Origin of the sequence: Modestobacter sp. VKM Ac-2986 (assembly GCF_026967795.1) — a bacterium.
In the GTDB taxonomy this organism is placed as follows: domain Bacteria; phylum Actinomycetota; class Actinomycetes; order Mycobacteriales; family Geodermatophilaceae; genus Modestobacter.
In genome coordinates this window covers 409,599-428,484 of record NZ_JAPVBH010000004.1, presented here as the reverse complement: position 1 = coordinate 428,484, position 18,886 = coordinate 409,599, and the positions used below count along the sequence as shown (strand labels likewise).

Genomic DNA, 18,886 nt, shown 5'->3' with positions numbered 1-18,886 from the left:
GCGCCGTCCCAGCCGTGCCGTCCCGGCAGGTGGTCACTCGGGCGGTGACCTGCGCTTGCGCTGCCTAGACTCCCAGCGTGCAGATCCCCTTCAACGCGTCCGAGCGCACCAGCCTGGGGGTCGAGTGGGAGCTCCAGCTGATCGACCGGGAGACGCGCGCGCTGACCTCGGGCGCGACCGAGATCCTCGCCGAGCTCACGCCCGAGGGCCTCGAGGAGCACCCCAAGGCCAAGCACGAGCTGCTGCAGTCGACGGTGGAGATCATCACCGGCATCTGCACCACGGTCGCCGAGGCCAAGGCCGACCTGGCCGGCACGCTGGCCGAGGTGGTCGAGGCCGCCGACCGCCGTGGCCTGGGCGTGATGTGCGCCGGCAGCCACCCGTTCACGCACTGGAACAGCCAGGAGATCTCGCCCAAGGAGCGCTACGCGCAGCTGGTCGAGCGGATGCAGTGGGTCGTCCGGCGGATGCAGATCTTCGGGGTGCACGTGCACGTCGGCGTCCGCGGGCAGGAGAAGGCGATCCCGATCGTCAACGCCCTCACCACCTACGTGCCGCACTTCCTCGCGCTGTCGGCGTCCTCGCCCTACTGGGGCGGCATCGACACCGGGCTGGCGTCCTCCCGTGCGCTGGTGTTCGAGGGCATGCCGACCGCGGGCCTGCCCCACCAGCTGGCCGGTTGGGCGGAGTTCGAGCAGTACATGGCCACGCTCATCGCCAGTGGTTCGGTGGAGAGCGTCCGTGAGGTGTGGTGGGACATCCGCCCGCACCCGGACTTCGGCACCGTCGAGCTGCGCATCTGCGACGGCCTGACCAACCTCGACGAGATCGGTGCGGTCGCCGCGCTGGCCCAGTGCCTGGTCGAGCGCTTCGACCGCCAGCTCGACCGCGGCGAGACCCTGCCCGTGCCGGCCGGGTGGGTGGCGCGGGAGAACAAGTGGCGTGCCTCCCGGTTCGGTCTGGACGCCTCGATCGTCGTCGACGACGCAGGCACCGTGCGGCCGGTGCGCGAGGCCCTGGACGAGCTGGTCGAGGAGCTGCTGCCCATCGCCGGCGAGCTGGGCTGCGCGGCCGAGCTGGCCGACGTGCGGCGCATCGTGGCCACCGGTGGGTCCGCCGCGCGGCAGCGCGCCGTCGCCGCGGCGCACGGCGGCGCCCTGGAGCCGGTGGTGGACAGCCTGCTGACCGAGCTGCGTGACGGCCTGGCGCCGGTCGAGGGCACGCCGCAGGCGACGGCGGAGTGAGCGGGGACGACGTGCGGACGGCGGGAGCGGACGGCACCGGCCGCCCGGGCGAGGACGCGCGGAGCACGGCGGTCGACGGCTGGTCGCGGGCGCACCAGGCCGAGCTGGTCGCCGTCCGGCGGCACCTGCACGCCCATCCCGAGCTGGGGTTCGCCGAGCACGAGACCACCGGCTTCCTGGAGTCCCGGCTGACCCGGGCCGGGCTGCAGCCGCGCCGGCTCAAGGGCGGCACCGGGCTGGTGTGCGACGTCGGCGGGGACCCGGGCGCAGGCCCCGTGGTGGTGCTGCGCGCCGACATCGACGCGCTGCCGCTGACCGACCTCAAGGACGTCCCGTACGCCTCCACCCGGCACGGGCTCGCCCACGCCTGCGGCCACGACGTGCACACCACGGTGCTGCTCGGCGTCGCCCTGGCGCTGGCCTCGCTCGACGAGCTGCCCGGCACGGTGCGCTGCGTGTTCCAGCCGGCCGAGGAGCAGGTGCCCGGCGGTGGGCTGCAGGTCCTCCAGGAGGGCGTGCTGGCCGGGGCGACCCGGGCGTTCGCGCTGCACTGCGACCCCTCGCTGGACGTCGGGAAGGTGGGCCTGCGCACCGGCGCGATCACCGCCGCCTGCGACCGGGTCGAGGTCACCCTGACCGGTCCTGGCGGGCACACCGCGCGCCCGCAGCTGACCGTCGACCTGGTGCACGCCATGGGCCGGGTGGTCACCGAGGTGCCGGGGCTGCTGTCCCGGCTGGTCGACCCCCGCTCCGCGCTGTCCCTGGTCTGGGGCGCGCTGAGCGCCGGCGTCGCGGCCAACACCATCCCCGAGACCGGCCAGCTGCGCGGCACGCTGCGGGTGCTGGACCGCTCGGTGTGGAGCCAGGCCGAAGAGCTCGTGCGCCGGCTGGTCACCGAGGTCGCCGAGGCCTCCGGCGCGGGCGTGCAGATCGAGTACGTGCGCGGGGTGCCGCCGGTGGTCAACGACCCGCGCAGCGTCGCGCTGCTGCGCACCGCGGCCCTGGAGACGGTGGGCAGCGAGGGCGTGGCGCTGTCGCCGCAGAGCATGGGCGGGGAGGACTTCGGCTGGTTCGCCGAGGCGATGCCGATCGCGCTGGCCCGGCTGGGCACCCACGGCGGTGGCCAGCCGCTCGACCTGCACCGCGGCACCTTCGACGTCGACGAGCGGGCGATCGGGGTCGGGGTGCGGCTGATGGCCCGCACGGCGCTGCACGCGCTGTCCGCCGACGCCGCCGTGGTCGCCGCCGACCACCGGTAGCGTCTGCTCCCTCGCGACCGGAGAGGCAGCACCCACCGATGAGCACCCCCGACCGGCCGGCCCCCGACCACGGTGAGGTGGCCGCCCCCGCGAGCCTGAGCGCGGATGAGCCGACCCACGTGCCGGCCCCGCCGGCGCCGCCCGAGGAGCTCGTGCTGGCCGGTGACTTCCCGGCCGCCACCCGCGCGCAGTGGCGCGACCTGGTGGCCGGGGTGCTGCACAAGTCCGGCCGCGACGTCGACCCGGCCGCGGTCGAGGACGCGCTGCGGCACCCGGTCGCCACGGGGGTGACCGTGGGCCCGCTCTACACCGCCGAGGACGCCGGCGACCTGCCCGCGCTGGCCGGGGTGCCCGGGCAGCCGCCGTTCGTCCGCGGCGCGCGGGCCGGTCGCACCGGCGCCGACACCCCCGCCGGCTGGGATGTCCGCCAGCGGCACGCCGACCCCGACGTCGCCCGCACCACGGAGGCGGTGCTCGCCGACCTGGAGAACGGCGTCTCCTCGCTGTGGCTGGTGCTGGGCGAGGGCGCGGTGCCGGTCGACGCGCTCGGGCAGGTCCTCGCCGACGTCCTGCTGGACCTGGCGCCGGTGACCGTGCAGGGCGGCGTCGCCGCGGCCGAGGCGTTCCTCGACCTGGTCGAGGGGCGCACCGACCTGGCCGCGGGCGGCTGCCTGGGCCTGGACCCGCTGGGCGTGCAGGCCGCGACCGGGCAGCCGCAGGACCTCGGCGCGCTGGCCGCGCTGGCCCGGCGCGCGCAGGCGCACCCGGGCCTGCGGGCGGTCGTCGCCGACGGGACGGTGTTCGCGGCCGCCGGCGGTTCCGTGGTGGAGGAGCTGGGCTGTGCGACCGCCGCCGGGGTGGCCTACCTGCGGACACTGACCGAGGGCGGGTTCACCGTCGACGAGGCGTTCGGGCAGCTGGAGTTCCGGCTGTCGGCCGGCGCCGACCAGTTCACGACCATCGCCGCGCTGCGCGCCGCGCGCCGGCTGTGGGACCGGGTGGGCGAGGCCAGCGGGGCGTCCCCGGCGGCCCGGGCACAGCGCCAGCACGCGGTGACCTCCGACGTGATGGTCACCCGGCACGACCCGTGGGTGAACATGCTGCGCACGACGGTGGCCTGCTTCGCCGCCGGCGTGGGCGGCGCCGACGTCGTCACCGTGCAGCCCTTCGACGCAGCCCTCGGCCTGCCCGACGCCTTCGCCCGGCGGATCGCCCGCAACACCTCCAGCCTGCTGGTCGAGGAGGGGTCGCTGGCCCGCGTGCTCGACCCGGCCGGCGGCTCCTGGTACGTCGAGTCGCTCACCGCCGCGCTGGCCGAGGCGGCCTGGGCGTGGTTCACCGAGATCGAGCGCGCCGGCGGGCTGGCCGCCGCGCTGTCCAGTGGCCTGGTCGCCGAGCGGCTCGCCGCCGCCTGGGCGCAGCGGGCCGACCGGGTCGCACACCGCACCGACGCGATCACCGGGGTGAGCGAGTTCCCCGACCCCGCCGGGGTGCTGCCCGTGCGCCGTCCCGCCGCGGTGCCGCCGTCCGGGGGGCTGCCCCGGGTGCGCGCCGCGGCCGCGTTCGAGGACCTGCGCGACCGGGTCGAGGCGCTCGAGCCCCGCCCGGCGGTGTACCTGGCGACGATCGGTCCGGCCGCCCGGCACACCGCCCGCGCGGGCTTCGCCGCCAACCTGTTCGCCGCCGGCGGCCTGGCGACCCCGACCGGCGACGGCGCGAGCGGTCTCACCGGCACGACGGTGGCCTGCATCTGCGGCACCGACCGCGACTACGCGACCTCGGCCGCGGACCTGGCCGCCGAGCTGCGCGCCGCCGGCGCCACCCAGGTCTGGCTGGCCGGCACCGCCGAGGTCGACGGCGTCGACGGCCACCTGCACACCGGCTGCGACGCCCTGACGGTCCTGACCACTGTGGTCGACCACCTCCGAGGGGCGGAAGTGGCCACTTCCGCCCCTCGGGGACGCGAGGAGGAGCGATGAGCGCGATCCCCGACTTCGGCGGGCTGGAGCTGGGCACCCCGGCGCCCGGCGTCGCGGACTGGGCCGCCGAGTACGAGCGGGTGACCGGCCACCCCGCGGCCGAGGCGACCTGGCGGACGCCGGAGGGGATCGACGTCCCGCCGCTGGCGACCGCGGCCGACCTGGCCGGCGCCGACTTCCTCGACACGCTCCCGGGCGTCCCGCCGTTCCTGCGCGGGCCCTACCCGACGATGTACACGACCCAGCCCTGGACGGTGCGGCAGTACGCCGGGTTCTCCACCGCCGCGGCCTCCAACGCCTTCTACCGGCGCAACCTCGCCGCCGGGCAGAAGGGGCTCTCGGTCGCCTTCGACCTGCCCACCCACCGCGGCTACGACTCCGACCACCCGCGCGTGGTCGGCGACGTCGGCATGGCCGGGGTGGCGATCGACTCGATCCTGGACATGCGGCAGCTCTTCGACGGCATCCCGCTGGACCGGATGAGCGTGTCGATGACGATGAACGGCGCCGTCCTGCCGGTGCTCGCGCTCTACGTGGTCGCCGCGGAGGAGCAGGGGGTGGCACCGGAGCAGCTCACGGGGACGATCCAGAACGACATCCTCAAGGAGTTCATGGTCCGCAACACCTACATCTACCCGCCGGGCCCCTCGATGCAGGTGATCAGCGACATCTTCGCGTTCACCTCGGCCCGGATGCCCCGGTACAACTCGATCTCCATCTCCGGCTACCACATCCAGGAGGCCGGGGCGACGGCCGACCTGGAGCTGGCCTACACCCTCGCCGACGGCGTCGAGTACCTGTCCGCCGGCCGGGGCGCGGGGCTGGACGTCGACGCGTTCGCCCCGCGGCTGAGCTTCTTCTTCGGCATCGGCATGGACTTCTTCATGGAGGTCGCCAAGCTGCGGGCCGGGCGGCTGCTGTGGGCCCGGCTGGTGCGCGAGGCCGGCGGCACCACCGCGAAGTCGATGTCGCTGCGCACCCACTGCCAGACCTCGGGCTGGTCGCTGACCGCGCAGGACGTCTACAACAACGTCGTCCGCACCTGCCTGGAGGCGATGGCCGCCACCCAGGGCGGCACGCAGTCGCTGCACACCAACGCCCTGGACGAGGCGCTCGCGCTGCCCACCGACGCCTCGGCCCGGATCGCCCGCAACACCCAGCTGCTGCTGCAGCAGGAGTCCGGGACGACGCGGGTCATCGACCCGTGGGGCGGCTCGGCGCACGTCGAGCGGCTCACCCGCGACCTGGCCCGGCGCGCCTGGGGGCACATCGAGGAGGTCGCCGCGCACGGCGGCATGGCCCGGGCCATCGACGACGGCATCCCGAAGCTGCGCATCGAGGAGGCCGCCGCGCGCACCCAGGCGCGGATCGACTCCGGCCGGCAGCCGGTGATCGGGGTCAACCGCTACCGGGTGGAGACCGACGAGCCGGTCGAGGTGCTGCGGGTCGACAACGCCGACGTGCTGGCCCAGCAGCGGGCGCGGCTGGCCGAGCTGCGGGCCACCCGCGACCCCCGGGCCGTGGAGGACACCCTGCGCCGGCTCACCGACGCCGCCCGCGCCGCCGCCGAGGGCCGCCGCGGGCCGGGCCTGGCGCAGAACCTGCTGGCGCTCGCCGTCGACGCGGCCCGGGCGAAGGCCACGGTGGGGGAGATCTCCGACGCGCTGGAGGCCGTCTACGGGCGGCACGCCGGCCAGGTGCGCACCATCTCCGGTGTGTACCGCGACGAGGCAGGCAGCGACGGCGCGGTGGCCGAGACCCGGGCCCGGGCGGCCGCGTTCGCCGAGGCCGAGGGCCGGCGGCCGCGGATCCTGGTGGCCAAGATGGGCCAGGACGGCCACGACCGCGGGCAGAAGGTCATCGCCACCGCCTTCGCCGACCTCGGCTTCGACGTCGACGTGGGCCCGCTGTTCTCCACGCCGGAGGAGGTCGCCCGCCAGGCCGTCGAGGCCGACGTGCACGTCGTCGGCGTCTCCTCGCTGGCCGCCGGGCACCTGACGCTGGTGCCCGCGCTGCGCACCGCGCTGGCCGAGCTCGGCGCCGACGACGTCCTGGTCGTGGTCGGCGGCGTCATCCCGCCCGACGACGTCCCGACGCTGAGGGAGATGGGCGCGGCCGCGGTCTTCCCGCCCGGCACCGTCATCGCCGACGCCGCGCAGGAGCTGCTGACCACCCTGTCCGCGCGCCTGGGCCACTGAGGGGCGAGAGTGGCCACTTCCGCCCCCGGGGGGGCGCCGGTCGACGTGCCGGCGCTGGTCGACGGGGTGCTCGCCGGGGACCGGCGGGCGACGGCGCGGGCGATCACGCTGGTGGAGTCCACCCGCGGCGACCACCGGGACGCCGCCCAGGAGCTGCTCGGCGCGCTGCTGCCGCACGCCGGGCGAGCGCGGCGGGTGGGCATCAGCGGCGTTCCCGGGGTGGGCAAGTCCACCTTCATCGACACCCTCGGGACGACGCTGACCGCGGCCGGCTCCCGGGTGGCGGTGCTGGCCGTCGACCCGTCGTCCACCCGCTCCGGCGGCTCGATCCTCGGCGACAAGACCCGGATGTCGCGGCTGGCGGTCGACCCGCGCGCCTTCATCCGGCCCGCGCCCACCGCCGGCACGCTCGGCGGGGTCGCGCAGGCCACCCGGGAGTCGATGGTGGTCGTGGAGGCCGCCGGCCACGACGTCGTCCTGGTCGAGACCGTGGGCGTCGGGCAGTCGGAGGTGACCGTCGCGGAGATGGTCGACACCTTCCTGTTCCTCACCCTGGCCCGCACGGGCGACCAGCTGCAGGGCATCAAGCGCGGCATCCTCGAGATCGCCGACGTCATCGCGGTCAACAAGGCCGACGGGCCGGGGGAGGCCGACGCCCGCCGGGCCGCCCGGGAGCTGGCCGGTGCGGTGCGGATGCTGCGCGGGGCCACCGACTCTGTGCCGGTGCTCACCTGTGCCGGGCTCACCGGCGCGGGCGTGCCCGAGGTGTGGGCCGCGCTGGTGGACCACGCCGACCGGCTGCGCGGGTCCGGGGCGCTGGACCGGCGGCGCGAGGAGCAGCAGGTGCGGTGGATGTGGCAGCTCGTGCGCGACGAGCTGGACCACCGGCTGCGCACCCACCCGGCCGTGGCGGCGCTGGTGCCCGAGCTCGAGGCCGGCGTGCTCGACGGGGGGCTGCCCCCGGCCCGGGCCGCTGCGCGGCTGGTGGCCGCCTTCACCGCGGGCCTGTCCGGGGAGCGTGACCGGGCTCCGTAAGGTCGCTGCGACCAGGAGCGCCGAGCTCCTCACCGGAGTGGAGATCAACAGCGTGCGTGTCCTGGTCGTGTCCCCGACGTACGACGAGATCGACAACATCGGGACGCACGTCACCGCCGTCCTCGCCCGGCCCTCGGCGCCGGACGTGCTGGTCGTCGACGACGGGTCACCCGACGGCACCGGGGCCGCCGTCCGCGAGCTGGCCGCCGCCCACCCCGGCCGGGTCCACCTCATCGAGCGGTCCGGGAAGCTCGGGCTGGGCTCGGCCTACGTCGCCGGGTTCGGCTGGGCGCTGGCGCAGGACCGGTTCGACGTCGTGGTGCAGATGGACGTCGACGGCTCCCACGACCCGGCCTCGGTCGACGACCTGCTGGCCCGCACCGCCGACGCCGACCTGGTGCTGGGCTCGCGCTACGTGCCCGGCGGCGCGGTGGCCGACTGGCCGTGGCACCGACGAGCGCTGTCCTCGTTCGGCAACCTCTACGCCCGCACCGTGCTCGGACTGCAGGTCCAGGACCTCACCGGCGGGTTCAAGGCGTGGCGGACCGCCCTGCTCGCCCGGCTCGACCTCGACGTCGCCACCTCGGAGGGCTACGCCTTCCAGATCGAGACGACGTCCCGCGCGCTCGCGCTGGGTGCGGTCGTGACCGAGGTGCCGATCGTCTTCCGCGACCGGCAGTTCGGGGAGTCCAAGATGGCCCCGGCGATCGCCGTCGAGGCGGTCACCGCGGTCTGGCAGATCCGCCGGCGGCGCACCCGGGTCTGAACGTCGCGGGCCCGCGCCGGCTCAGCCGGTGACGGACCGGCAGTCGCGGTGGCGCAGCTCGGTCAGGTAGTCGTCCGGGGCGCCGGCGGCCTCGGCGGCGTCGGCGATCGCACCCAGGTACCGCGCCGAGGGCAGCCCGCCCTCGAAGGCGTCCAGGGCGTAGGCGTAGGCCACCACGTCACCGGCCAGGGTGTGCACCCGCAGCCGCACCTTGCGGTACAACCCGTGGTCGGCGCCCTCCCAGGCGTCCAACGCCGTCTCGTCGGCGGCGGTGAGGTCGTAGAGCGCGACGAACACCCCTGGCGCCCCCTCGTCGGGCACCAGGGTCGCGAGCGCACCCTCCCAGCCGACGTCCTCGGCCCCGAAGGTCAGCCGCCAGCCGGGGATCCAGCCGGTGCCGGAGAACGGTGAGGACGGGCAGCGCTGCAGCATCTGAGCGGGGTCCATGTTCGACCCGTACGCGGCGTAGAGGCCCATCCTCGGGAGCCTAGCCAGCGCCTCCACGGCCGGTCCGCGTCGGTGGCCGACAGGTGCGCGGAACCGGGGGACAATGGCCGGGCAACCCCTCGTCCCCGTTCGGAGAAGGAACCATGACCCGCATCGTGATCATCGGCGGTGGCCCGGCCGGCTACGAGGCCGCGCTCGTCGCCGCCTCCCTGGGTGCGGACGTCACCGTGGTCGAACGCGACGGCATCGGCGGGGCCAGCGTGCTCACCGACTGCGTCCCATCGAAGACCTTCATCGCCTCCGCCGGCGCGATGACCTCGGTCCGCGACTCCGCCGTCCTGGGGCTGCGCGGCACCGACCTGGACACCGTCAGCATCGACCTGGCCGCGGTCAACCAGCGGATCAAGGGCCTGGCGGTGGCGCAGTCCGCCGACATCCACGCCCGGCTTGAGTCCGAGGGCGTCCGCGTCGTCCTCGGGCAGGCCCGGCTCGCCGACCAGGAGCCGGGGCTGGCCGCCCACCGGGTGCAGGTCCTCGACGCCGACGGCGGCGTGGCCGAGGAGGTCGCCGGCGACGTCGTGCTGCTGGCCACCGGCGCCGACCCCCGCGTGCTGCCCGGCGCCGAGCCCGACGGCGAGCGGATCCTGTCCTGGCGCGACGTCTACGACCTCGACGAGATGCCCGACCACCTGGTGGTCGTCGGCTCCGGCGTCACCGGTGCCGAGTTCGCCTCCGGCTACCTGGAGGCCGGCGTCCCGGTGACCCTGGTCTCCTCCCGCGACCAGGTCCTGCCCGGCGAGGACGCCGACGCCGCCGCCGTGGTGGAGAAGGTGTTCCAGTCCCGTGGTGGGCGGATCGCCGAGCGCGGCCGGGCCGAGAAGGTCGAGCGCACCGAGAAGGGCGTGCGGGTCGAGCTCACCGACGGCCGCGTCGTCGAGGGCTCGCACGCGCTGATGACCGTGGGCACCGTGCCGAACACCGAGGGCCTGAACCTGGAGGCCGCCGGGGTCGCCGTCACCCGGTCCGGGCACATCGTCGTCGACCGGGTCTCCCGCACGTCGGTGCCGGGCATCTACGCCGCCGGCGACGTGACGGGTGTGTTCCAGCTGGCCTCGGTCGCGGCCATGCAGGGCCGGATCGCCATGTGGCACGCCCTGGGCGAGGCCGTCGCGCCGATCCGGCTGAAGACGGTCGCGGCCAACGTGTTCACGCACCCGGAGATCGCCACCGTGGGCGTGCAGGAGGAGTCGCTCACCGAGGGCGCCGACGTCGAGGTGATCCGGCTGCCGCTGGCCACCAACGCGCGGGCCAAGATGGGCGACCTGCACGACGGGTTCATCAAGCTCTACGCCCGCCGCTCCACCGACGTCGTCATCGGCGGCGTCGTGGTGTCCCCGGGGGCCTCGGAGCTCATCCTGCCCATCGCGCTGGCGGTCACCAAGGGGCTCACCGCCGGCGACCTGGCGCAGACCTTCGCCATCTACCCGTCGCTGTCGGGCTCCATCACCGAGGCCGGCCGCCGGCTGATGGGGATCGAGGACGAGCACAGCTGAGCCGGGGTCCGGCCACCCAGGTGGGTGAGCGGACTCCACTCCGGACCCACTCCGGTCGATGGAGACGGTGACCGCCTGACCTGCCCGGCCCCTCGGGCACGGTCGGCGGCCTACCGAGGAGTACGCCCGTGCCGCTGCCCGTGCCCCGCACCAGGTCCCTGCTGTCGCTCGCCCTGGCCGGTGCGCTGACGTTCCCGCTGCTCGCGGTCGCGCCCGCGAGCGCCGAGGAGGGCCCCGCGCCGTCCTCGGCCGCTCCGGCGTCCCCGTCGGACGGCGAGCTGACGGCGGTGAGCGCCATCGTGGTCACCGCCGACTCCGCCGAGGTCGTCACCCGGGAGGTGCCGGCCGAGGACGTCGCGGCGGTCACGGCCGAGCTGAACGCCCAGCCGGGCGTCGTCGACGTCTCGGTGGACACCCCGGTCGAGATCGCCGGGACCGACGACCTCTACCGGTACGAGCAGTGGGCGCTCGCCGACCTGGGCCTGGACAGCCTGCCGGTGAACGCGCCCGACGGGTCCGACCAGCTCGTCGCGGTGCTGGACACCGGTGTCCTCGCCGCCCACGAGGACCTGCAGGGGCGGGTCCGGTGCGACCTCGGTGCCGACTTCGCCTCGGACGCCGCGACCGTGGACCCGGCCGGGACGGGCTGCGTCGACCCCGACGGGCACGGCACCCACGTGGCCGGCCAGATCTCGGCGGTGTCCGGGAACGGTCTCGGGATCGCCGGGGCGAGCGCGGCCGAGGTCATGCCCGTCCGGGTGCTCAACGCGTCCGGTCAGGGCACGTCCGCCAGCGTGGCGAGCGGCATCTTCCACGCCGTCGACCACGGCGCCGACGTGATCAACATGAGCCTCGCCGGGCCGTACAACTCCAAGTACGACACCGCGGTGAGGTACGCCGTGGACCGCGGCGTGGTGGTGGTGGCCGCCGCGGGGAACAACCGCGACGAGGGCAACCTGGTCAACTACCCGGCCGCCTCCCCGGGCGCCATCGCAGTGGCGGCGACCGACCAGATGCGCGAGTCCGCCTACTTCTCCTACTCGGGACCGACCAACCTCATCGCAGCCCCTGGGTGGAGCGTCCTCTCCACCGACCCCTGGTACGACTACACCTACCGCAGCGGCACCTCCATGGCCGCGCCGCACGTCGCCGCCGTCCTGGCCCGGTACCGGCAGGCCCACCCGACCGCCACGCCGGCGGACGTCCGGGCGGCGGTCGTCGCCACGGCCATCGACCTCGAGGTGCCCGGCTTCGACGACAACACCGGGTACGGGCTGATCGACGGGTACGAGCTGCTGACGGGGCAGGAGGCGCCGCCGGCCGCCGGGGCGCCGACGGCACCGGCCGGGATCTCGACCGTGCCGGGCGACCGCCGGGTGGAGGTGTCGTGGTCGGCCGCCGACCCGAACGGCAGTCCGGTCACCGGCTACACGGTCACGGCCACACCGGGCGGTGCCACCGTCCGGACGGACGGGGCGACGACGGCGACGCTGACCGGGCTGACCAACGGCACGACCTACACGGTCGAGGTGACCGCCACCAACGCGGTGGGCACCGGCCCCGCAGCCGCCTCGGGCACGTTCGTGCCCCGGGCCGCCAGCCCGATCGACCAGGCGTGGGCGTTCCACGGTGGCCCCTCCGGGCTGCTCGGCGACGTCGCGGGCACCGAGGTCTGCGGGCTGCGTGACGCCGGCTGCTTCCGTGCCTTCCAGCGCGGCAGCATCTACTGGTCGGTCGGGACGGGTGCCCGGGTGGTGCTCGCCGGCGCGGTGGCCGACCGGTGGGCCCGGGCGGGCTGGGAGAACGGCGCGCTGGGCTGGCCGGTGTCGGACACGACCTGCGGGCTGCCGGCGAGCGGCTGCTTCCAGCAGTTCCAGGGCGGGTCGGTGTACGTGAGCTCCGGGTCGCCGGCCACGGTGGTGACCGGTGCGCTGCGTGACCGGTGGAGTGCTGCGGGCTGGGAGCGCGGGCCGCTGGGCTACCCGACCGCCGACCAGGTGTGCGGGCTGCGGGACGGTGGCTGCTTCCAGCGGTTCCAGCACGGCGCGCTCTACGGGTCCAACGCCACCGGTGCCCGGCTCGTGCTGGCCGGGCCGGTCGCGGACCGGTGGGCCCGGGCGGGCTGGGAGAACGGCGTCCTGGGCTACCCGACGGCCGACCAGGTGTGCGGCCTGCCGGCGGGCGGCTGCTTCCAGCAGTTCCAGGGCGGGTCGGTGTACGCGAGCTCCGGGTCGCCGGCCACGGTGGTGACCGGTGCGCTGCGTGACCGGTGGGGTGCTGCGGGCTGGGAGCGTGGGCCGCTGGGCTACCCGACCGCCGACCAGGTGTGCGGGCTGCGGGACGGCGGATGCTTCCAGCGGTTCCAGCACGGATCGGTCTACCGGTCCAACGCCACGGCGGCCCGGGTGGTCCTCGACGGCGCGGTCCGCGACCGGTGGGGCGCGACGGGCTGGGAGAACGGCGTCCTGGGCTACCCGACGGCCGAGCAGGTCTGCGGGCTGCCGGCGGGCGGCTGCTTCCAGCACTTCCAGGGCGGCTCGGTCTACGTCAGCTCCGGGTCCCCGGCCACGGTGGTCACCGGCGTCCTGCGCGACCGGTGGGGCGCCTCGGGCTGGGAGCGCGGGCCGCTGGGCTACCCGACGGCGGCCCAGGTGTGCGGGCTGCGCGCCGGCGGCTGCTTCCAGCAGTTCCAGGGCGGGTCGGTCTACTGGTCCCCGGCCACCGGGGCGCACCCGGTCCAGGGCGACCTCCGCACCCGCTGGGGGCAGCTGGGCTGGGAGAACGGCCAGCTCGGCTACCCGGTCGCCGGGGTCGTGGTGCTGTCCAACGGCGACACCTCGCAGCGCTTCCAGGGCGGGACGCTCCACCGCACGGCCGGCACCGGGGTGGTCCGGGTCCTCTGAGACCCGGACGCGGGTCCCGGGGGCAGGGGTGCCCCGGGACCGGTGAGGGCCGCCACGTCCGACTCCGGGGTCGTGGTGCCGATGCAGGACACGGTCCCCTTCCCCCAGGAGTCGTCGTGCGCGTCCTTCACCGTCCGTGGTCCCGACGGGGCACCCTCACCGGTGCCGCCGTCCTGCTCGCCGCAGCCCTGCCGCTCGCCGTCGCACCACCGGCGTCGGCAGTGGACGGCCCGGTCGCGGCAGGCAGCACCGTCGTGGGGGAGCTGGTGCAGGGCTACGCCGACCCCGGTCCGGAGGAGCACCACGAGGCGGGCGGGGACGACGCGCACGGCGGGCTGCTGAGCTGGGTGCAGACCGGTGCCACCGCAGCCGTGCGGGTGCCCACCGACGACGTGGCCGCGCTCGATGCCGGCGACACCGTGCGGGTCACCCTGGGCGGGCAGGTGCGCGACGAGGGCGTCACCGAGGCCGGTCTCGCACCGGCGCGGGACGTGCTGTCCGCCGCCGTGGTCGCCCCGGCGGAGCCCGGCGTGACGGCGTCCGCGGTCGGCCAGCAGGTGACGGTGGTGATGCTGCAGCCCGCCGGGAGCAGCAGCCAGCGGGCCGCGGACCCCACCACGCTCGCCGACGTGGTGGCTGCGGTGAACGGCCCGGTCGGCGACTTCTGGGCCCGGCAGAGCGGTGGCGCGGTGCGGTTCGCCGTCACCGCCGCCCACGACTGGACGACGACCGACGCCACCTGCAGCGCGCCCTTCGCGCTGTGGGACGCAGCCGCCCAGGTGTCCGGGTGGACCCCCGGGCCCGGCCGGCACCTGCTGGTGTACGTCCCGGCCGGCGCGCCGGGCTGCGCCTACGGCATGGGCACCGTGGGCATCTCGCTGGACGACGGCGGACTGGCCTACGTGCGGTCGACCGCCACCTCGGTGATCGCCCACGAGTTCGGCCACAACCTGGGGCTGGGGCACTCCTCGGCGGTCCAGTGCGACGGCGCCGTCGAGTCCGGTGAGTGCCTGGTCGCCGCCTACGGTGACCACTACGACGTCATGGGCGTCTCCTGGGGCCCGGTCGGCAGCCTGAACCGGGTCCAGGCGGCGCTGCTGGGCCTGCTGGACGGCGCCGGCGTCGCCGAGGTGAGCGCGCCCACGGAGGTGACCCTGACCCCCGTCTCGGCGGGCTCGGGTGTCCGCGCGGCCCGCTACGCCGACCCGGTGAGCGGGGAGGTCTACTGGCTGGAGTACCGGGCAGCGAGCGGCCAGGACGCCTGGCTCGACGACGCCACCGCGAACTGGCTGCGGCTGCAGGCCGGGGTGACCGCCCGGGTCGAGAACAGCGGGGACGACACGTCGCTGCTGCTGGACGCCACCCCCTCGCCCCGGTCGGGCTGGACTGAGGACCGCACCACGGTCCTCCCCGTCGGCGTGTCCGTGCCGGTGGGCGGGGAGGGACTGCGGGTGACCGTCCTGCGGCAGACCGCGACGGCCGCCGTCGTCCGGGTGGCCGCCGAGGTGTCGCCGATCGAGCAGGTGCACCGGGCCAGCGGTGGGGCAGCGGGGCCGCTGGGCGCAGCGACCGCGGTCGAGCGGTGCGGTCTGCGCGACGGCGGCTGCCTCCGGACGTACGAGCGCGGCAGCATCTACTGGTCGCCGGCCACGGGCGCCCGGGTGGTGCTGGCCGGGCCGGTCGCGGACCGGTGGGCCCGGGCCGGTTGGGAGAACGGCGCGCTGGGCTGGCCGGTGGCCGACGCCACCTGCGGGCTGCGCGACGGCGGGTGCTTCCAGCACTTCCAGGGCGGCTCGGTCTACGTCAGCGCCGGGACCCCGGCCACGGTGGTCACCGGCGCGCTGCGCGACCGGTGGGCCGCGTCGGGCTGGGAGAACGGCCCGCTGGGCTACCCCACGGCCGACCAGGTGTGCGGGCTGCGCGACAACGGCTGCCTCCAGCGTTTCCAACAGGGTGCGCTGTACTCCTCGCCGGCCACGGGTGCCCGGGTGGTGCTCGCCGGGGCCGTGGCCGACCGGTGGGCCCGGGCGGGCTGGGAGAACGGTGTCCTGGGCTGGCCGGTGTCGGACACGACCTGCGGGCTGCCGGCGAGCGGTTGCTTCCAGCACTTCCAGGGCGGCTCGGTGTACGTGAGCTCGGGGTCCCCGGCCACGGTGGTCACCGGTGCGCTGCGCGACCGCTGGGGCGTCTCGGGCTGGGAGCGCGGGCCGCTGGGCTACCCGACGGCCGACCAGGTGTGCGGCCTGCGGGACGGCGGCTGCTTCCAGCAGTTCCAGAAGGGCGCGGTCTACCGGTCCACCGCCACCGGTGCCCGCCTCGTGCTGGCCGGGCCGGTCGCGGACCGGTGGGCCCGGGCCGGCTGGGAGAACGGCGCCCTGGGCTACCCGACGGCCGACGCCACCTGCGGGCTGCGCGACGGCGGGTGCTTCCAGCACTTCCAGGGCGGCTCGGTCTACGTCAGCGCCGCGACCCCGGCGACCGTGGTCACCGGCGTGCTGCGCGACCGGTGGGTCGCCTCGGGCTGGGAGAACGGCTCGCTGGGCTACCCGACCGCCGACCAGGTGTGCGGGCTGCGCGACGGCGGCTGCTTCCAGCAGTTCCAGGGCGGGTCGGTCTACTGGTCACCGGCCACCGGGGCGCACCCCGTGGAGGGCGACATCCGCACCAGGTGGGGTCAGCTGGGCTGGGAGAACGGCCAGCTCGGCTACCCGTCGGCCGGGGTGGTGGCGGCGTCCAACGGCGACACCACGCAGCGCTTCCAGGGCGGCACGCTGCACCGCTCGGCGAGCACCCGGGTCGTCCGCGTCCTCTGAGCCGACCCGGGCGGGACGACGACGTCGTCCCGCCCGGGGGTCAGCCGGCGTCGGTGATGCTGCAGAGGACGGCGCCGCTGGTGACGGCGGCACCGACCTCGGCGGACAGGCCGGAGACGACACCGGCCTTGTGCGCGGTGATGGGCTGCTCCATCTTCATCGCCTCGAGCACCACGACCAGGTCACCGGCGGCCACGGTCGCACCATCGGCCACCGCCACCTTCACGATCGTGCCCTGCATCGGCGCGGTCAGGGAGTCCCCCGACGCGGCCGCGCCCCCCGAGCCGCCGGAGCGCCGGCGCGGCTTGGGCCCGGCGGCGGCAGCGGGGGCGCCGGCGGCCAGCCCGGCCGGCAGCGACACCTCCAGCCGGCGGCCACCGACCTCGACCACGACGGTCTGCCGGGCCTCGGCCTCGTCGGTGGCGACGGGCGCCGCGGCGTACGGCGGCACCTGGTTGTCCCACTCGGTCTCGATCCAGCGGGTGTGCACGCTGAACGGCTCGCTGGTGAAGGCGGCGTCGCGCACCACCGCCCGGTGGAACGGGACGACGGTCGGCATGCCCTCCACGACCAGCTCGTCCAGGGCGCGGGCCGCCCGCTGCAGGGCCTCGGCTCGGGTGGCGCCGGTGACGATCAGCTTGGCCAGCATCGAGTCGAACGCGCCGGCCACCTCGCCGCCTGCCTCCACGCCGGAGTCCCAGCGCACGCCGGGGCCCTGCGGGACGACGAGCCGGGTGACCGGGCCGGGGGCGGGCATGAAGTTGCGGCCGGCGTCCTCGGCGTTGATCCGGAACTCGATGCTGTGCCCGCGCGGCGTCGGGTCCTCGGTGAGCTCCAGCGGCAGGCCCTCGGCGATCCGGAACTGCTGGCGCACCAGGTCGATGCCGGCGGTCTCCTCGCTGACCGGGTGCTCGACCTGCAGCCGGGTGTTGACCTCCAGGAAGGAGATCGACCCGTCGGTGCCCACCAGGTACTCGACGGTGCCCGCGCCCACGTAGCCCGCGGCCAGGCAGATCGCCTTGGCCGAGGAGTGGATGCGCTCGCGCTGCTCGTCGGTGAGGAACGGCGCGGGGGCCTCCTCGACCAGCTTCTGGTTGCGGCGCTGCAGCGAGCAGTCGCGGGTGCCCACCACGATCACGGTGCCGTGGGTGTCGGCGAGCACCTGGGCCTCGACGTGGCGCGGCTTGTCCAGGAACCGCTCCACGAAGCACTCGCCGCGACCGAACGCCGACACGGCCTCGCGCACGGCGGAGTCGAACAGCTCGGGGATCTCCTCGATCGTGCGGGCGACCTTGAGCCCGCGACCACCGCCGCCGAACGCGGCCTTGATCGCCACCGGCAGACCGTGCTCCCGGGCGAAGGCGACGACCTCGTCGGCGTCCGCCACCGGGTCCTTGGTGCCGGGCACCAGCGGGGCACCGGCGCGCATGGCGATGTGCCGCGCGGCGACCTTGTCGCCGAGGTCGATGATCGCCTGCGGGGACGGCCCGATCCAGGTCAGCCCGGCGTCCAGCACGGCCTGGGCGAAGTCCGCGTTCTCGGACAGGAACCCGTACCCGGGGTGCACGGCGTCGGCGCCGGACCGCCGGGCGGCGTCGATGACCTTGTCGATGACCAGGTAGGAGTCGCCCGGCGTGGTGCCGCCGAGGGCGAAGGCCTCATCGGCGGTGCGCACGTGCAGGGCGTCGCGGTCGGGCTCGGCGTACACCGCGACGCTGGTCAGCCCGGCGTCCCGGCACGCACGTGCCACCCGCACCGCGATCTCGCCGCGGTTGGCGATCAGGACCTTCTGCACGTCTGCTCTCCCTCGACGACGACGCTCGGACTGTAGTCAGCGGGGGCGGTGGGTCGACGTGGTGGGCGGCAGCGTCCTGGCCCGGCAGCGCCACGCCGGTCGGGGTGCCGCGCGCCGCCAGTCGGTCGATCGGCCGGATCTGGCCTAGGTTCTGCCCATGGCCGTCGACGGGGACCAGGTGGCGGCGCAGGTGGCCCAGGGGCAGGGGCGTGCCCTGAACGGCAGCTTCGACGACGACCCCGAGTCCTACGACGACCTGCGGGCGGCCGGGCACATGGCGCGGCGGCGGGTGGCCTTCTTCAGCACGGCGGTCCACCGCACGCCCGGACCGGTGGTCGAGCTGGGCTGTGGCACCGGCACGCTGCTGCGCCAGCTGGCGGCCGCCCATCCCGACCGGGACTTCCTCGGCGTCGAGCCGCTGGCCAACTACGTCGAGTTCGCCCGGCGGGAGGCGGCGGCCCTGGGGCTGTCCAACGTCCGGTTCGAGGCGGCGACGGGGGAGGTGCTGGGCACGGTCGTCCCGCCGGGCTCGGCCGGGCTGGTCATCAGCGTCGACGCGCTGCACCACGTCCAGGACCTCGACCGGGTCGTCGACGAGGTCTTCACCGCCACCCGGCGCTGCGGCCGCTGGGTGGCCATGGAGCCCGACCGGCTGCACCCCTACGTGCTGGCCTACCACGTGCTGACCGAGGGGGAGCGCACCTTCCCGGCCCGCGACTTCCTGCGGCGCGCCCGCTCCCGGGGCTGGGAGCTCGTCCGCCGGCGGCGGCTGTTCACCTACCCCAGCGGCGTGGCCCGGGTCCCCGGCTGGGCCGCGCGCCTGGAGCGGCGCTGGGAGCACCGTCCGTTCCTCGCCGGGGCGATCGTGCACGACCTCGTGCGCCCCTGAGCTGT

The 18,886-nt window shown here is 75.6% G+C and carries 12 protein-coding genes; 10 read left to right on the top strand and 2 right to left on the bottom strand.

The window, feature by feature from the left end:
* Window positions 1–77: 77 nt before the first annotated feature.
* From O2W14_RS13115 to O2W14_RS13090, 6 genes are read left to right on the top strand one after another with little or no spacing between them, the layout of a single operon-like run.
* Window positions 78–1,244, top strand: a complete 1,167-nt coding sequence (locus O2W14_RS13115; protein WP_269176539.1) for a glutamate--cysteine ligase — start codon at window positions 78–80, stop codon at window positions 1,242–1,244.
* A complete protein-coding gene (locus tag O2W14_RS13110) occupies window positions 1,241–2,503 on the top strand; it encodes an amidohydrolase (RefSeq protein ID WP_269176538.1) in 1,263 nt (420 codons plus the stop codon). Before O2W14_RS13115 ends, O2W14_RS13110 begins: the two co-directional genes overlap by 4 nt.
* A 38-nt stretch (window positions 2,504–2,541) precedes the next feature.
* Window positions 2,542–4,482, top strand: a complete 1,941-nt coding sequence (locus O2W14_RS13105; RefSeq protein WP_269176537.1) for a methylmalonyl-CoA mutase subunit beta — start codon at window positions 2,542–2,544, stop codon at window positions 4,480–4,482.
* On the top strand, window positions 4,479–6,680 hold the full coding sequence (scpA, locus tag O2W14_RS13100) for a methylmalonyl-CoA mutase (protein WP_269176536.1): 2,202 nt from the start codon (window positions 4,479–4,481) through the stop codon (window positions 6,678–6,680). The genes O2W14_RS13105 and scpA overlap by 4 nt, the downstream gene beginning before the upstream one ends.
* A gap of 9 nt (window positions 6,681–6,689) precedes the next feature.
* Entirely contained in the window at window positions 6,690–7,715 is a 1,026-nt protein-coding gene (gene meaB / locus O2W14_RS13095) for a methylmalonyl Co-A mutase-associated GTPase MeaB (protein WP_269176535.1), read from the top strand.
* Entirely contained in the window at window positions 7,699–8,481 is a 783-nt protein-coding gene (locus O2W14_RS13090) for a polyprenol monophosphomannose synthase (RefSeq protein ID WP_269176534.1), read from the top strand. Before meaB ends, O2W14_RS13090 begins: the two co-directional genes overlap by 17 nt.
* 21 nt (window positions 8,482–8,502) lie before the next feature.
* Here O2W14_RS13090 and O2W14_RS13085 read toward each other — a convergent pair whose 3' ends face one another.
* Window positions 8,503–8,958 carry a gamma-glutamylcyclotransferase family protein gene (locus O2W14_RS13085; RefSeq protein ID WP_269176533.1) on the bottom strand — a complete coding sequence of 152 codons (456 nt, stop codon included), beginning with the start codon at window positions 8,956–8,958 and terminating at the stop codon, window positions 8,503–8,505.
* A 113-nt stretch (window positions 8,959–9,071) separates the two neighbouring features.
* Between O2W14_RS13085 and O2W14_RS13080 the strand changes: the two genes are divergently transcribed.
* The 3 genes from O2W14_RS13080 (at window position 9,072) to O2W14_RS13070 (ending at window position 16,197) form a co-directional block, all read left to right on the top strand.
* A complete protein-coding gene (locus O2W14_RS13080; protein ID WP_269176532.1) occupies window positions 9,072–10,481 on the top strand; it encodes an NAD(P)H-quinone dehydrogenase in 1,410 nt (469 codons plus the stop codon).
* Window positions 10,482–10,609: 128 nt separating this feature from the next.
* The gene (locus tag O2W14_RS13075; RefSeq protein WP_269176531.1) at window positions 10,610–13,384 is read left to right on the top strand and encodes a S8 family serine peptidase; all 2,775 of its coding nucleotides are present in this window, start codon (window positions 10,610–10,612) and stop codon (window positions 13,382–13,384) included.
* A gap of 116 nt (window positions 13,385–13,500) precedes the next feature.
* Complete coding sequence (locus O2W14_RS13070) at window positions 13,501–16,197, top strand: reprolysin-like metallopeptidase (protein ID WP_269176530.1); 2,697 nt, start codon at window positions 13,501–13,503, stop codon at window positions 16,195–16,197.
* 40 nt (window positions 16,198–16,237) lie between these two features.
* On the opposite strand, the gene O2W14_RS13065 is transcribed toward O2W14_RS13070, so the two are convergent.
* Window positions 16,238–17,992: an acetyl/propionyl/methylcrotonyl-CoA carboxylase subunit alpha gene (locus O2W14_RS13065; protein WP_269176529.1), complete on the bottom strand. Its 1,755-nt coding sequence runs from the start codon at window positions 17,990–17,992 to the stop codon at window positions 16,238–16,240.
* Window positions 17,993–18,149: 157 nt separating this feature from the next.
* On the opposite strand from O2W14_RS13065, the gene O2W14_RS13060 reads away from it, so the two are divergent.
* The gene (locus O2W14_RS13060) at window positions 18,150–18,881 is read left to right on the top strand and encodes a class I SAM-dependent methyltransferase (RefSeq protein ID WP_269176528.1); all 732 of its coding nucleotides are present in this window, start codon (window positions 18,150–18,152) and stop codon (window positions 18,879–18,881) included.
* Window positions 18,882–18,886 lie beyond the last annotated feature (5 nt).

Excerpts from the sequence above, each read along its gene's own strand:
- O2W14_RS13060 (WP_269176528.1), top strand. The coding sequence starts at position 18,150 with ATGGCCGTCGACGGGGACCAGGTGGCGGCGCAGGTGGCCCAGGGGCAG.
- O2W14_RS13085 (WP_269176533.1), bottom strand. The coding sequence starts at position 8,958 with ATGGGCCTCTACGCCGCGTACGGGTCGAACATGGACCCCGCTCAGATG.
- O2W14_RS13080 (WP_269176532.1), top strand. The coding sequence starts at position 9,072 with ATGACCCGCATCGTGATCATCGGCGGTGGCCCGGCCGGCTACGAGGCC.
- O2W14_RS13105 (WP_269176537.1), top strand. The coding sequence starts at position 2,542 with ATGAGCACCCCCGACCGGCCGGCCCCCGACCACGGTGAGGTGGCCGCC.
- scpA (WP_269176536.1), top strand. The coding sequence starts at position 4,479 with ATGAGCGCGATCCCCGACTTCGGCGGGCTGGAGCTGGGCACCCCGGCG.